Origin of the sequence: Streptomyces sp. P9(2023), assembly GCF_032436795.1 — a bacterium.
GTDB lineage: Bacteria > Actinomycetota > Actinomycetes > Streptomycetales > Streptomycetaceae > Streptomyces.
In genome coordinates this window covers 363,368-375,921 of sequence record NZ_JAUPWM010000002.1, presented here as the reverse complement: position 1 = coordinate 375,921, position 12,554 = coordinate 363,368, and the positions used below count along the sequence as shown (strand labels likewise).

Here is a 12,554-nt window from a genome sequence, read left to right as displayed (position 1 = left end):
ACGTATCTCCTGGGAAGATCCGGGCTACTTGTTCTCGAGGTTGTGCGCGATCCGCGCCAGTACGTCGTTGGCGGCGAGGAACTCGGGCTCGGAGATACCGGCGAGCGATGTCGCCGCATGGGAGTTCACCCGCACCTCGGCCTTGGCGTGGGCCGCGTCGCCCTCCTCGGTGAGGGAGACGGTGTCGCCGTCCACCGTGACCCAGCCACGCTCGGCGAACTCCGTCACGACGGGGCCGTACGACTCCACCCGGTCGACCGCGAGGAAGGGGGCGAACGCCGCGTCGATGGCGGCGACGGTGTCGACCTCGATGCTGATGGCGTGCAGCACCTGCCACTGCCGCCGGTCGAGGTTCTCGCCCGACAGTGCCCGGCGGGTGGCTTCGTCGAAAAGCTGATGCAGATGGAGAAGCCAATATCCGATGCGCTTGGTCGTGTTCTGCTGAAGCATGCCAATACCCGCCTCGATATGGGTCAATTACGGCGGCCTCAATGGTGAAGCCCTGCTGCATTGATCCGAGCCTGGCATCCGCACCAACCCGTGGACAAGCGGTTCTTGGGGAACCTGCGGGAGGCCCGCAGGTTCCATTGCGGGCCTCCCGCAGGTTTATTGCAGGGCTGCCGCCGGGTCATTGCGCCCGCATTGCGGCTCGCCCGTGGATTTTCGCTCAGGAACACAGGTCTGTTACGGGCCGGATACGTGGCCCGGAAACGTGGCCCGGAACGTGGCCCGGAACGTGGACTGGGAACGTGGGCTTGGAACGTCGGCCGGAAACGTGGCCTGGGAATGCGAAAGCGCCGCTCACCCCGGTACGGGTGAGCGGCGCCACGGCAACGGCACGGGTTTCGGCCACGATGCGACTACCCCAGGGCCGTGACCAGTTCCTGTCGACCGGAGATCGCGAGCTTCCGGTACACCCCGGACAGATGAAACTCGACCGTCCGCACGGCCAGGAAGAGCGTCTCCGCTATCCGCCTGTTGCTGTATCCGGCGCGGGCAAGCTGAGCGATCTTGAGCTCCTGCCGGGTGAGCGCGCGGCTGCCGTCGTAGTCGCCCAGGCGCTCCAGGGCGGGCCTGACACGTTCCGCCCAGAAGGCGTTGCCGCACTCGCGCGCCACCTCGCCGGCGGCCTCGAACCGGCTACGCCCGCCCGCCACGTCCTTGCGCTCCACCTGCATCGACCCCAGGTCGTAGAGCGCCTGCATCATCTCGGTACGGGCCTGCCCCAGGTCGAGCAGCTGCACGGCCTCCTCCAGCAGGCCCGTCGACGTCTCGTCCCTGCGCGCCATGGCCACGGCGTGCAGCGCCGTGCCGATGCCGCGCGCCGAACCCCACTTGCGCGCCGCGATGAGTTCGTCCTCGGCCAGCGCGAGCGCGAGGTCGTACCGCTGCACGGCGAGCGCTCCGAAGGCGGCCTTCGAACGCCAGGAGACCACTGCGGAGTTGATGACGTTGAAGGCGGTCAGGATGCGGCCACAGGCGGTGTAGTCGTCGATGGCGTGCCGGAACCGTCCGACGGCCATGTGCAGCGCCCCCCGGGCCGCCAGTACGTGCACCCGGTCCGGCAGATGGGGACTGAGCCGGCCGGCGAATCCGTGCTCCAGGAGCATCTGGTGCGCCTGGTCGAACTCGCCCAGGTCGACCAGTGCCTCGATCAGCCAGGCGACCGCCAGGCAGGTCGGTAACGTCGGCGTCCGCCGGGAGAGTACCGACTTGAGCAGGTCGGAGGCCCGGACGGCGTCGCCGGACATCAGGCTGCTGCGGGCCCGCAGCAGCGTCAGGAGGTCCTGGCGCCGGGGCGATGCCGCCCACACGGGGTCGCGGGCGAGCCGTTCGCACTGCGCGTCCGCCGAGACCAGGTCGCCGGTGTAGTGCAGCGCCAGAATCGCCAGCCACGCGCAGTGCACCTCGCTGCGAACGCCGTCCGACTCCAGGACCCGTTCGGTCTGTTCGGTGACCGTCGACCGGCTCACGCCGAGGTTCGCCAGCTCGATGCTCCGCACCGCGGCACGCAGCTCGGGCAGCATGCGGTCGCCCTCGTCCCGCATGAGGACGCCGGGCGAGTAGACGACGGTGTCCCGCCGCAGTGCCGTCGTCCGCCACGGGGCGCGAACCCCCTTTCCCGTCGCCGTGTCGTCCCACGCGGTGTGCCCAGCGGTATTGCGCCATCCCGGCGCGATCGGAGCGGCCCCTTTATCACCGCATTGTGTTACGTTCACTACATCCCCCATTGCTCGCAACGAATCCAGCGCCCCCCCCAATTCTGACGGCGTGGTCAATTCGCCGACGGGTGGCGTGAAGAGATCGGCCTGGCGTAACTGCTTCAACGTACACGAACTGATTTGCCGCCAATCAAGGCCGGGCGTCGTGAAGTCCGTCTCACGGTATCAATGTTTAACGATGCACAAGTCGGCCGTGCGGCGGCAGAGAGCGGGTTTCCGTGCCCGGGAAGTGGCCCGACACCCGTGACGGGAAGAACTTGAACACCGTGGTGTACGGGAAGGATGCGCGGGCGTGCGACATTCGGCGCCCCGCCCGTAAGGAATGCCCGGATGGACAATTCGAGGGCGTCGGGGCGTACGGAGGAAAGCCGTACACGTGAGGTGAGAGCGGCACAGAGGTGAAGGCGTGCGGAGGTGAAGGCGCGCGGAGTTGAAGGGCGGGGGGGAAGCGAAGGCCGGCCCGGCGGGCGGACGGCTCGCGTCAGCCGGCCCGGTCGCGGTTCTCCGCGACGCGGAGGCGGAGGTCCTCGGCGAAACGCCGCCACTGCACGGCGCACTGGTCGGCGGCCCAGACCGCGTCGGCCAGGCGGTGCGGGGGCACGCTGTCGGCCAGCCACCGCCAGCGGTCGGCGTCCATGGCGTGCGCGCTCCACAGCCGCAGCAAGGTCCGCCCGGCCTCGGTGAAGCGGAGCGAGGGGTCCTTGCGCAGATTCGGCGCGGCCTGGTGCGCGAAGCGCTGCGGCAGCCGCACCACCCGCCGGCCCGCCCCGGGAACCCGGGCTCCGGTGACGGCTGCCCCGCCCTCTTCCTCGGGCGGAGTCTGCGCCTGTCGCGCCACGGGCCGCGCGCACTCCGCGGGTGCGGTTCGCCGTTCGGCGGCCCGCAGTTTCGGTGGCAGCGGATCCTCGCCGGTCCGCAGGCGTTCCCGTACGTCCCGGGCGGTCGCCACGGCGACGTCGGCCACGGCGGCGACCTCGCGCAGGGACGCATCGGGCCTGACGCTGATGAACCGTGCCGCCCGCCGACGCCTTTCCGCCGCATCGGCGGCGAGTGGACGCACTCGGCCGTCGCGGCCCGCCCTGGCGTTCAACTGCGCACCCTGACCGGTTGAACGGCTGCGCAGCGTGGCGACCGTGGTGGGCGAAAGGCCGATGACTTCGGCGATCCGGCGGTCGGACCAGTGCGGGTGACTTCCGAGGATGCGGGCGGCGGCTGCGGTCCGGTCGGCCTGCGAAAGCGGCATCCCGTGCCGGGTGTTCAAGCTCACGGCAAGCACGAAGGCGTCCTCGGCGGTTCCGTCGAGAAAGCGGACCTCGATGGACTTCTCGCCCCGCAGCAGCGTCGCGCGCAGGCGGTGGACGCCGTCCACGACGCGCATCGTGGCGCGGTGGACGATGATGGGCGGCAGCGGAATGTCCGAGCCGGCGAGGGTCCGGATGTACCGGGCGTTCTCCCCCGCGATCCGTGGAGACCCCGAGATGTGCAGTGAGTTGATGGGCACGGACGCCGTCCGGCGACGCCGGTGCTCCTCGACCCCCGTACCACCGACTAAGCCATCGGACATCGATACCCCTCATCACGCACTCGAGACCCGACCTGCGGACCGGCGACGACGCGCCATCAACAGCCCCCGGAATGACGCGACTTGCCAGGGAGTGTCAATGGCGTTAGTAGAGTGTCCAACATATTAGCACTCGGCGCCTCACGGACACAGTGGTCGTGATCACTGTCCGTAGCCAGTGGGCGAGCAGGGGACGACGGACGATCCGAGACCGAGGAGCGTGAACATTGTCTGCGGGTGATGCGCAGGACCGCGGCCAGTCGCTGGCCGAGCGGTTGAACAAGCTGTTCGCGATGGTGCGGTGGGGTGACGCGCACGGCAGGCAGCGGGAGTACTCGACGGCCCAGGTGGCCAAAGCGGTCACCGCCGACCCGTCCCACGCGGCGACGCTGTCGCGGAGCTACCTCGCGATGCTGCGCAACGGCTCACACACGAACCCGACCCTGAGCGTCCTGGAGGGACTGGTGAAATTCTTCGACGACCACCGCGCGCCGGGAGCGGCACCCATCACCATCCAGTCGCTGGTGGCGGAGGCGGACCCCGAGGACGAGCTGCTCCGCCAGCGCCTGGCCAGCAGTCAGGTGCGGAAGATCGCCATGAGGGCGGGCGCGATGACGCCTACGATGCGGGAACAGTTGCTCAAGATGATTGAGCTCCTGGATCAGGACGCATCCGCCGACCCCGGCACCCAAGCCTGAGGAAGGACGCCGTGGCCATACGCGAGCGCGCGCTCCGCCGCTACTGCAGAAGCCTGTTGCGCCAACTCGACATGCAACCACCGCTGCGGGTGGACGAGTTGTGTCTCAGACTCGGCCAACACAGGGGAAAGTCGATTCGGTTGATCCCCTGGGCGCTGCCGGTACCCGGCCCGCTCGGGGTGTGGGTGTCGCGCACGGACGAGGAGAACATCTTCTACCAGAAGGAGACGACCCGCGTGCACCAGGACCACATCATCCTGCACGAGGTCGGCCACATCCTCGCCGATCACGAGGACCACTCGGACACGCAGGAGGAGTTGCTCGGCCTGGGCGGCCCCGACTACCCCCGCAACCTGATCACTCGCAGGCTCCGTCGTACCAGCTACACGGAGGACTACGAACGCGAGGCCGAGCTGGTCGCGACCATCATCCAGGAGTGGGCCGTGGTCATCGACCACACCACCGCACGCTCCTGCGAGGCCCCCGCTCTCGACCCGCTGCGCTCCGCGCTGGGCTCGCGCTGGGGGTGGACGTGATCCTCCATCTGGCGGTGACCGTCATGCTGATCACCGGTCTCGTCTGGAAGGGCTTCGACCTGGCCCGTGCCCCGCACGACCGGGTGCTCCGGCTGCTGGTCGCCGCGCTGTTCCTGCTCACCATGGGCAACCTCCTGGGCCTACCCGAAGTCGGCGGCGCGCTCAGCGCGGTCGGCGTCGTCAAGGTCGCCTTCAACTGGCTGTACATGTGCGGCCTCGGCGCGCTCGTCCTCTTCTTCGCCGCCACCGGCGCACCCGCCGCCTACCGGCGGCGCCTGTGCCTGCACACCGGGCTGCTGGCGGCCGTGCTGGCCGCCCTGATCCTCACCATGCTGGCCACGCCGCCGGAGCTGCGGGGCCACACCCTGTCCACTCCGCACATGTCGCAGCCCGCCATCACGTCCTTCTACCTCATCGGCAACGGCTATTTCGTCTACGCGTACCTCACGTCGGGGTTGTGGGCGCTGCGTTACACCAGCATGGCCTCCCGGCACCTGGCTCCCAGCCTGCGGGTCATGACGGGCGGCCTGTTCGGCCTCGCGGCCACCTCGGCCGGCCGGGCGGTCTGGGTGGCCGTACGCAGCGAGTCTCCCGGCTCGTACCGTCTCTTCGGCACGGTGATCCGAGCGCTCACCGATGTGGCGCTCGGCGCCGTCCTGGTCGGCATCTTCCTCTCCGGGGGCGCGCAACTGCTGACCCACCTGCGGTCGGTCGCACGGCACCGCCGGATGTACCAGCAGCTCACCCCCCTGTGGACGGCCCTCGTCACCGCCTATCCGGAACTGGTCCTCAACCAGGGACCGTCCGCCTCCTGGTGGGACGGCCTCCGGCTGCGCCGCACGCACGCGCGGTTCTACCGCCGCTTCATCGAATGCCGCGACGGTCTGGTGCGGCTGAGCCCGTACCTCGCGTGCGTGGCGCCCGACACCGACCTCGCCCGCTGCCGGCCCGATCAGCTCGTACGGCACATCGCCGCCGCCCTGGCGCTGAAACCGGACGTCGAGGACCCCGGCACAGCACTGCACGCCGTACGCGTGGCCTCTCCCTCAGCGCCCGACATGAACGCCGAGGTGCACGAACTCATCGCCGTCTCGGCCGCGTTCGCCGCGCTGTCCGAGGACCACCGGACACAGACCGCGGGGTGCCTCTGACACCATGGATCCTCACCCTGTCTCCCTCACCGGGCGCGCCAGCGGCCCGGGCACGAGCGCCGGTGCCGCCGACGCCGCTCTGCTGGCGGACGTGACTCCGGGCGTCACCGTCGCGGAGCTGTTCACCGACCCGCCACAGCCCTACCTCTATCCGCAGGAGGCTGAGGTCGTGGCGCGCGCGGTCGGCAAGCGTCGGCGGGAGTTCGCCACCGTCCGGCTGTGCGCCCGTACGGCACTGGCCGGTATCGGTGTGTCGCCCCGGCCGATTCCGCGCGGCCCCTCGGGCGCACCCGCGTGGCCCGCGGGAGTCGTCGGCAGCATGACCCACTGCGACGGATACCGCGCCGCGGCGGTCGCCAGGTCCACGTCCTTCGCCGCGATCGGCATCGACGCCGAGCCGAACCTTCCGCTTCCCGCGGGTGTCAGGGAGAAGGTGACGTCCGCGGAGGAGCGGGAGTCGTTGGACCGGCTCGCCGCGGCACACCCCGCCGTGGCATGGGACCGTCTGCTGTTCAGCGCCAAGGAGAGCACCTACAAGATGTGGTTCCCGCTGACGGGCCGGTGGCTGGACTTCGACGAGTGCGTCATCGTCCCCGACCCGGAGCGCGGCACCTTCACCAGTTCCCTGCGGGTCCCCGGGCCGATGGTCGACGGGCGCCGGATCGACACCTTCACCGGCCACTGGCGCACGCTCTCCCGGCACGGCGCGGACCACCTGGCCACGATGCTGGCCGTGCCCGTGGGCCGGGCACTCAGAGGCCGGTGACCTTGGAGCTCGCCGAGAGTTCGTAGACCAGGGTGATCGTGCGGTGGCCGCCGGGCGGGAGGGGGAGGGTCCAGCGGGCGATGCCCTCGGCGTCCACCGCGTCGGGCGGCGGGGAGCACGCGTCTTTGTGGAGGCGGACCTCCACCGCCTCGACCTCGGAGACCGGGATCCGCTCGCGGAGGACGACCATCCGTTCGCCCTGCTCCCCGGGGGCGGAGAACCGCGACACGTGCAGCCTGACCGAGCGGGTGACCACGGTCCGCTGGGTCAGTCCGGTGGAGGTGCGCGATTCCTCGGTCTGCCGGACCACCCGGTAGTCGTCATGGCTGCCGAAGGCCAGCTCGACGGGGGCGCCGAGGGCGGTGAAGTCGAGCGTGCCGCGCCCGCTGAAACCGCCGGCGCGGACCAGGTCCACGGGGCCGGCGAGCAGTACGTGCCCGGAGGCGTTGTCGAACCGCACCACCTGGGTGACCAGCGGGGACAGCTCCGGTGCGGAGCCGTACTCGCTGCGCGCCGCCGTGGTGAAGGCGGAGAGCGGTATCCGGTGGGCGCGGCCGTCGCCGGGTACCGAGACCGGCGCGGGGGCCCGCAGCACCCGCGTCTCGCCGCCGTCGTCCACCCCCGGCAGGCCGAGCACCGGCGCCGGGCCCAGGGCGCCGATCTCCTCCTCGCGCAGCTCGACCTCGACCGTGCGGCGCTCCGCCGCCGAACGGTCCTTGAGCGTCAGCCGGTCCTCGCCGAGGCGCGGCGGCTCGGTGGCCCGTGCCGACCGCGCCGTCGACAGGGTCAGCCGTACGTCCGACCAGTCCTCGCCGGTGCGCTGCCACACCATCGCGTCGGTCTCCAGGGTCAGCGAGTCCCCGTCCAGCACCGCCCGGTAGGCGGGGCGCCACAGCGCACAGGGCGTGAGGTGGCTCAGCCGCAGTCCGACGGGCCCGGGGGCCTCGGACTCGACCGTCAGCTCGACATGGCCGACCAGCTCCGTGGGTCCGTCCTCGGCCAGGTCCATGGCCCGCTGGGTTTCCCCGAGTTCGGTGGCGAGTGTCTTCAACCGTGCCTCGGCGGTGCGGAGTTCTTCGCCGCAGCTGTCGCGTTCGCCGTCGACCCGGTCCAGTTCGCGGGCCCAGCGCGCCCGGTCGGTCTCCCCGAAGCCGGCGCCCTCGCCGACCTCCCGCAGCAGATCGGCGGCGAGACGGCCGAGCAGGTCGAGGCGGGTACGCAGACGGTCGCGCCGCCGCTCCAGTTCGACCCCCTCCGCTTCGAGGGCGTCGACGCGCCGCCGCAGCGCGGAGTCGTCGGCGGACGGCAGCGGCCCGCGCGGGGTCCAGTCGCGGACGATCCGTAGGTCCAGGACGGTCGCGCGGTGATCGGCGGTCAGTTCGGCGTGCACGGTCCGGTCGACGGCGAGCGCGCTGATGGGACCCAGGCGCAGCCGCTGGACGCCCGCCGCCAGGTCGAGCACGGCGGTGCGCTCGACATGGGCGCGGTCTTCCAGGCAGGTGACGGCGGTGACGGGGAGGGCGATCGGCTTCGGGGCCGTGGACATGGGTGTGTCAGCTCCTGCGGTTGCCGCCGACCAGGGCCTTGCCGGTCGGGATGCGGATCTCGTAGCCGCCGTCGAGGGCGGCGGTGGCCCCGGCGGCCAGTTCAAGGCGCCACACGCGCGTGCCAGGCGCGTGCCGATCGGGTGCGATGCCCGCCGCATCGGCGCCGGTGCCCGCATCGGGCCCTCCGCGTGCGTCCGGCGCTTCGTCGGGTGCCGTCCAGTCGGCCCGTTCCTCGATCCGTACGTCCGGCTCGGAGGTGACCGGCACCCGCTCGCGGACCTCGACGGTGACGGGATGCGTGAGCCGGTTGGCCAGTTCCACGTGCACGCGGTGGTCGAGCACGGTCGTCGTGTTGCGCAGGCCCGAGGTCGACTCGCGCAGGTTCGTCCGGCGGGTGACCCTGATGCCCTCGGCGGGTCCGAGCCCCACCCGGCGTACACCGCCGGGGGCGAGCGTCGGCAGCGCCGCGGTCAGCAGGAAGTCGTCGTCGACGGTGACCTCGACCGGGCCGGCCAGGAGGGCCTGGTCGGTGGCGTTGGCGAGCACCAGCGTCGCGTACACCGTCGGATCCACGGACGGCACGCAGAGGTACTCGGTCCGCAGGCCGACCGGGATCTCGCCCACGGTGACGGTGTGCCAGGAGCCGTCCGACGGGATGTCGGCGCGGGCGGCGGCGTCGAAGCGGTGGTCGAACGAGCCGGCCGACTCGCGGGGCCGTACGGCGTGCCCGGGCAGCCGTAGTCCGGCCACCGCCTCGGCGCGGCGGCGGTATTCGGCCGCCAGCGGGTCGAACGGCGCGTCCGGGAAGAGCAGGCCCCTGCGAGCGGTCGGCTCGCCGGGGCCGCACAGAGCGAGGGCGGCGTAGTCGAGCTCGGCGCCGCTCGGCCGGGGCGGACCGGCCACGGGCTCGACCGGCTGTGAGGCCGACTGTGCGGGCGGCGGGGGAAGGGCCGAGCCGGGCGCCATGCCCGCGGGTGCCATGGCGGGGGGTGCCATCGCGGCGGGGGCTCCGCCGAACGATCCGCCGCCCGCACCCGTCCTGCCGCGCGCTCGCGAGCCGGGCGGCTGCGGTCCGGTCGGCGGCGCCGGCGCGGGCATCGCGGCGCCGTACGCACCACCGGGCGCGGGGGGCGGCGCGCCGTAGCCCACCGGTGGCGGCGGAGGGGCGAGGGGACCGGGCGCGGCGCCCGCCCCCACCGCTGTCGCCCCGCGAGCGCGGGCCGGCGAGGGGCCTGCCGCGTCGAATCCGGAGAAGAGGTCGCCGAGACCGGACGGGGGCTCGCGCCAGCCGGACGGCGCCGGGGCGGGCTGACGGCGTCCGATCCGGATCGAGTGCAGCGTCGGCAGATCGGTGCGGCGCCGCAGATCGGCGGTGGCGAGCGCGAGGCGTACGCCCGTCCAGTCCTCGCCGGTCCGCTGGGCGACCGAAGCGCGTAGCACGAGACAGCCACTGCCCTCGCCCTGACGGCGCGTGAGACGGTACGTCGGCACCCAGACGGCGCCCGGCACCCCGTACTCCACCTCCACTTCCACCTCACCCGTTTCGGTCGGGGTGGTGCCGGTGAGCGTCAGGACCGCGCAGACCGTGGTCCCGACATGCGCGGCGGGCGCGTCGGTGGAGGCGCGCGCGAGCCGGTCGAGGGCGACGTCGAGGGCGTGCTCGGCCTCGCGCAGCGCCTCCTCCAGCTCGGCGAGGCGGGTGTGCAGGGCGGTCAGCCGTTCGTCCACGAAGTCGGTGAGTTCCAGCCACGCGTCGACCGGGGTACGACGGTGCGGGTCCTCGCGCTTGCGGGCGGGCGGTACCGGGTGGAGCGCCCGGACCTCGGCGATCAGGCTCAACTGCCGGTCCCGGCGGCCCTCCGCCGCCGCGTGGGCGTCCCGCAGCCGTTCGGCCTCGCGCCGCAGCGCGTCGGGGTCGCCGGTGCCGAGCGGCTCGGCCTCGACCTCCACACGGGCCTCGGCGACGCGCACCCCGGGCGCCCCCGGGACCCGGGCCCGCAGCGACCCCGGGTCCAGCGCGCGGGGCAGCCCCGTCACCCGCACCCGGCCGTCGGGCGGCACGCTGCCCCGGGCCAGGCGCCGGCAGATCGCGCCCTGCGCGTACACCACGACAGCGTCGAGGCTCGACCCCCACCGCTGTGCCGTCCCAGCGTTCATGTACGTCCGCCCCCGCCCGTCCCCCGCGATGTCCATGCCGAGCGAAGCCTATGCCGGGACGGTCCGCGCGTCCGCCTTAAGCTGCCAACCGGCACCGCCCGCGACCCAGGAGCGCACATCATGTCCGACGCCGTCCAGAAGCCCCCGTACCCCGACGCCCTGCGCCCGGACGACCGCCCCGCCCCGCACGAGCTGCTCGCGCCGGTGCTCGGCCTGCTGGGCAGGTGGGCCGGCCGGGGCCGGGGCGGATATCCGACGCTCGACGCGGAGTTCACGTACGCGCAGGAGGTCACCTTCAGCCACGACGGGCGGCCCTTCCTCCACTACGAGGCGCGCGCCTGGCTCCTCGACGCGGACGGTGCGCCGCTGCGGCCCTCGGCCCGGGAGAGCGGCTGGTGGCGACTCCAACCCGAGGGACGCGTCGAGGCGTTGGTCACCCAGCCCACCGGCATCGCGGAGATCCTGGTCGGCGGCGCCGAGGCCGGCACCGTCGACCTCGGCAGCCACGCGGTGGCGCTCACCCCCACGGCCAAGGAGGTGAACGCCACCCGCCGCCGCTACACCCTGACGGACGCGGACACGCTCGACTTCGCCCACGACCTCGCGGCCGTGGGCGAGCCCCTGCAACACCACCTCTCCGCCACCCTGCGCCGCGAGAAGTAGGGCGAGGGAACGTCAGAGGAAGGCGGCGAGGCCTTCCAGGAATCGGTCCACCTCCGCCGTCGTGTTGTAGGGCGCCAGGCCCACCCGCAGCGCCGGCCCCTCCAACTTCATGGCGGTGAAGGGCTCGTACGCGTAGAACTGGCCCGCCGTCGCCAGGACGTCCCGAGCGGCCAGGTGGATCTGCGCCTCGCGGGCGTCGCGGCCTTCGAGCGTCATCAGGAGCGTCGGCGTGCGGTCCTGGGCGTTCGAATGCAGGGTCACGGCGTCGCCCAGGTCCCGAAGGCCCTCCTCCAGCCGCGTGCGCAGCGTCCGCTCGTGCTCGTGCAGGGAGCGGAAGGACGCGGCAAGGCGCTCCCGGCGCGAGGTCGCCGGGCCGGGGTCCATCGCCGCGAGGAACTCGACCGCGGCGGTGGCGCCCGCCAGCGTCTCGTACGGCAGCGTGCCGAACTCGAAGCGCTCCGGGACGGCGTCGGACGACGGCAGGAGCTTGTCCGGACGCAGGGTCTCCAGGAGCTCGGGCGCTCCGGTCAGCACGCCGCAGTGCGGGCCGAGGAACTTGTACGGCGAGCACACGAACAGGTCCGCCCCCAGGGCGGGTACGTCCACGAGTTCGTGCGCCGCGTAGTGCACCCCGTCCACGTACACCAGGGCCCCGACCTCGTGGGCCCGGTCGGCTATCCGGCGCAGCGGCGGCTTGGTGCCGAGCACGTTCGAGGCCCCGGTGACGGCCACGAGACGGGTACGGGGCGTGAGAGCCCGCTCGAACGAGTCCAGGTCCAGTTCCGCCGTCTCCCGCTCGATCTCCATCCAGCGGACGGTCACTCCGGCGCGCTCGGCGACCTGGACCCACGGGCGGACGTTGGAGTCGTGGTCGAGGCGGCTGACGACGATCTCGTCCCCGGCGTTCCAGCCCCGGGCGAGCAGGCGGGCGAAGTCGTACGTGAGCTGGGTGGCGCTGCGGCCGTGGACGATGCTGTTCGCGGGCGTGCGGAGCAGGTCGGCGTAGGCGTCACGGAACTCCGTGACGGACCGCTCGGCGTTGAGCTCGGACGGGCTGACCGTTCCCCGGTTGGAGAGGGGCCCGGTCAGCGTCGCCGCGATGGCGTCGGCGACCGGGCGCGGGGTCTGCGTGCCGCCCGGTCCGTCGAAGAAGGCGAGACCGTTGTCGAGGGAGGGGAAGTGGGCCCGCAGGGCGGTGACGTCGATGGGCATGGCCTCGGCTCTCTTGTCGCGCGGGTGGGTGGGGTGGCTCG

11 protein-coding genes are annotated in these 12,554 nt (G+C 72.3%); 5 read left to right on the top strand and 6 right to left on the bottom strand.

Annotated elements, in window-relative coordinates; translation table 11 throughout:
- Nucleotides 1-24: 24 nt before the first annotated feature.
- The 3 genes from Q5762_RS04195 to Q5762_RS04185 all read right to left on the bottom strand — a co-directional run bounded on the left by Q5762_RS04195 (nt 25) and on the right by Q5762_RS04185 (nt 3,786).
- Nucleotides 25-450 (bottom strand): hypothetical protein, encoded by a 426-nt coding sequence (locus tag Q5762_RS04195; RefSeq protein WP_315890546.1) that lies wholly within the window; start codon nt 448-450, stop codon nt 25-27.
- A gap of 410 nt (nt 451-860) precedes the next feature.
- Nucleotides 861-2,048: a LuxR C-terminal-related transcriptional regulator gene (locus tag Q5762_RS04190; RefSeq protein WP_315890545.1), complete on the bottom strand. Its 1,188-nt coding sequence runs from the start codon at nt 2,046-2,048 to the stop codon at nt 861-863.
- 655 nt (nt 2,049-2,703) lie between these two features.
- On the bottom strand, nt 2,704-3,786 hold the full coding sequence (locus Q5762_RS04185) for a ParB/RepB/Spo0J family partition protein (RefSeq protein WP_315890544.1): 1,083 nt from the start codon (nt 3,784-3,786) through the stop codon (nt 2,704-2,706).
- A gap of 224 nt (nt 3,787-4,010) precedes the next feature.
- Between Q5762_RS04185 and Q5762_RS04180 the strand changes: the two genes are divergently transcribed.
- From Q5762_RS04180 to Q5762_RS04165, 4 genes are read left to right on the top strand one after another with little or no spacing between them, the layout of a single operon-like run.
- The gene (locus Q5762_RS04180) at nt 4,011-4,481 is read left to right on the top strand and encodes a hypothetical protein (RefSeq protein ID WP_315890543.1); all 471 of its coding nucleotides are present in this window, start codon (nt 4,011-4,013) and stop codon (nt 4,479-4,481) included.
- 11 nt (nt 4,482-4,492) lie between these two features.
- On the top strand, nt 4,493-5,017 hold the full coding sequence (locus Q5762_RS04175) for a hypothetical protein (protein ID WP_315890542.1): 525 nt from the start codon (nt 4,493-4,495) through the stop codon (nt 5,015-5,017).
- On the top strand, nt 5,014-6,168 hold the full coding sequence (locus Q5762_RS04170) for an MAB_1171c family putative transporter (RefSeq protein WP_315890541.1): 1,155 nt from the start codon (nt 5,014-5,016) through the stop codon (nt 6,166-6,168). The genes Q5762_RS04175 and Q5762_RS04170 overlap by 4 nt, the downstream gene beginning before the upstream one ends.
- Nucleotides 6,169-6,172: 4 nt before the next feature.
- A complete protein-coding gene (locus tag Q5762_RS04165; RefSeq protein WP_315890540.1) occupies nt 6,173-6,934 on the top strand; it encodes a 4'-phosphopantetheinyl transferase superfamily protein in 762 nt (253 codons plus the stop codon).
- Here Q5762_RS04165 and Q5762_RS04160 read toward each other — a convergent pair.
- Both Q5762_RS04160 and Q5762_RS04155 read right to left on the bottom strand, forming a co-directional pair.
- Complete coding sequence (locus Q5762_RS04160; RefSeq protein WP_315890539.1) at nt 6,921-8,480, bottom strand: mucoidy inhibitor MuiA family protein; 1,560 nt, start codon at nt 8,478-8,480, stop codon at nt 6,921-6,923. The genes Q5762_RS04165 and Q5762_RS04160 overlap by 14 nt on opposite strands.
- A 7-nt stretch (nt 8,481-8,487) precedes the next feature.
- Nucleotides 8,488-10,638, bottom strand: coding sequence for a DUF4139 domain-containing protein (locus Q5762_RS04155; protein ID WP_315890689.1), 2,151 nt, complete (start codon nt 10,636-10,638; stop codon nt 8,488-8,490).
- A 120-nt stretch (nt 10,639-10,758) separates the two neighbouring features.
- On the opposite strand from Q5762_RS04155, the gene Q5762_RS04150 reads away from it, so the two are divergent.
- Entirely contained in the window at nt 10,759-11,301 is a 543-nt protein-coding gene (locus Q5762_RS04150) for an FABP family protein (protein ID WP_315890538.1), read from the top strand.
- A 12-nt stretch (nt 11,302-11,313) separates the two neighbouring features.
- On the opposite strand, the gene Q5762_RS04145 is transcribed toward Q5762_RS04150, so the two are convergent.
- Nucleotides 11,314-12,513: a cysteine desulfurase-like protein gene (locus Q5762_RS04145; protein ID WP_315890537.1), complete on the bottom strand. Its 1,200-nt coding sequence runs from the start codon at nt 12,511-12,513 to the stop codon at nt 11,314-11,316.
- Nucleotides 12,514-12,554: the final 41 nt, after the last annotated feature.

What these genes read in the sequence shown, in the direction of transcription:
- Q5762_RS04195 (WP_315890546.1), bottom strand. Translation starts at nt 450, where the DNA reads ATGCTTCAGCAGAACACGACCAAGCGCATCGGATATTGGCTTCTCCAT.
- Q5762_RS04190 (WP_315890545.1), bottom strand. Translation starts at nt 2,048, where the DNA reads ATGCGGGACGAGGGCGACCGCATGCTGCCCGAGCTGCGTGCCGCGGTG.
- Q5762_RS04185 (WP_315890544.1), bottom strand. Translation starts at nt 3,786, where the DNA reads ATGTCCGATGGCTTAGTCGGTGGTACGGGGGTCGAGGAGCACCGGCGT.
- Q5762_RS04165 (WP_315890540.1), top strand. Translation starts at nt 6,173, where the DNA reads ATGGATCCTCACCCTGTCTCCCTCACCGGGCGCGCCAGCGGCCCGGGC.
- Q5762_RS04160 (WP_315890539.1), bottom strand. Translation starts at nt 8,480, where the DNA reads ATGTCCACGGCCCCGAAGCCGATCGCCCTCCCCGTCACCGCCGTCACC.
- Q5762_RS04155 (WP_315890689.1), bottom strand. Translation starts at nt 10,638, where the DNA reads ATGAACGCTGGGACGGCACAGCGGTGGGGGTCGAGCCTCGACGCTGTC.
- Q5762_RS04150 (WP_315890538.1), top strand. Translation starts at nt 10,759, where the DNA reads ATGTCCGACGCCGTCCAGAAGCCCCCGTACCCCGACGCCCTGCGCCCG.
- Q5762_RS04145 (WP_315890537.1), bottom strand. Translation starts at nt 12,513, where the DNA reads ATGCCCATCGACGTCACCGCCCTGCGGGCCCACTTCCCCTCCCTCGAC.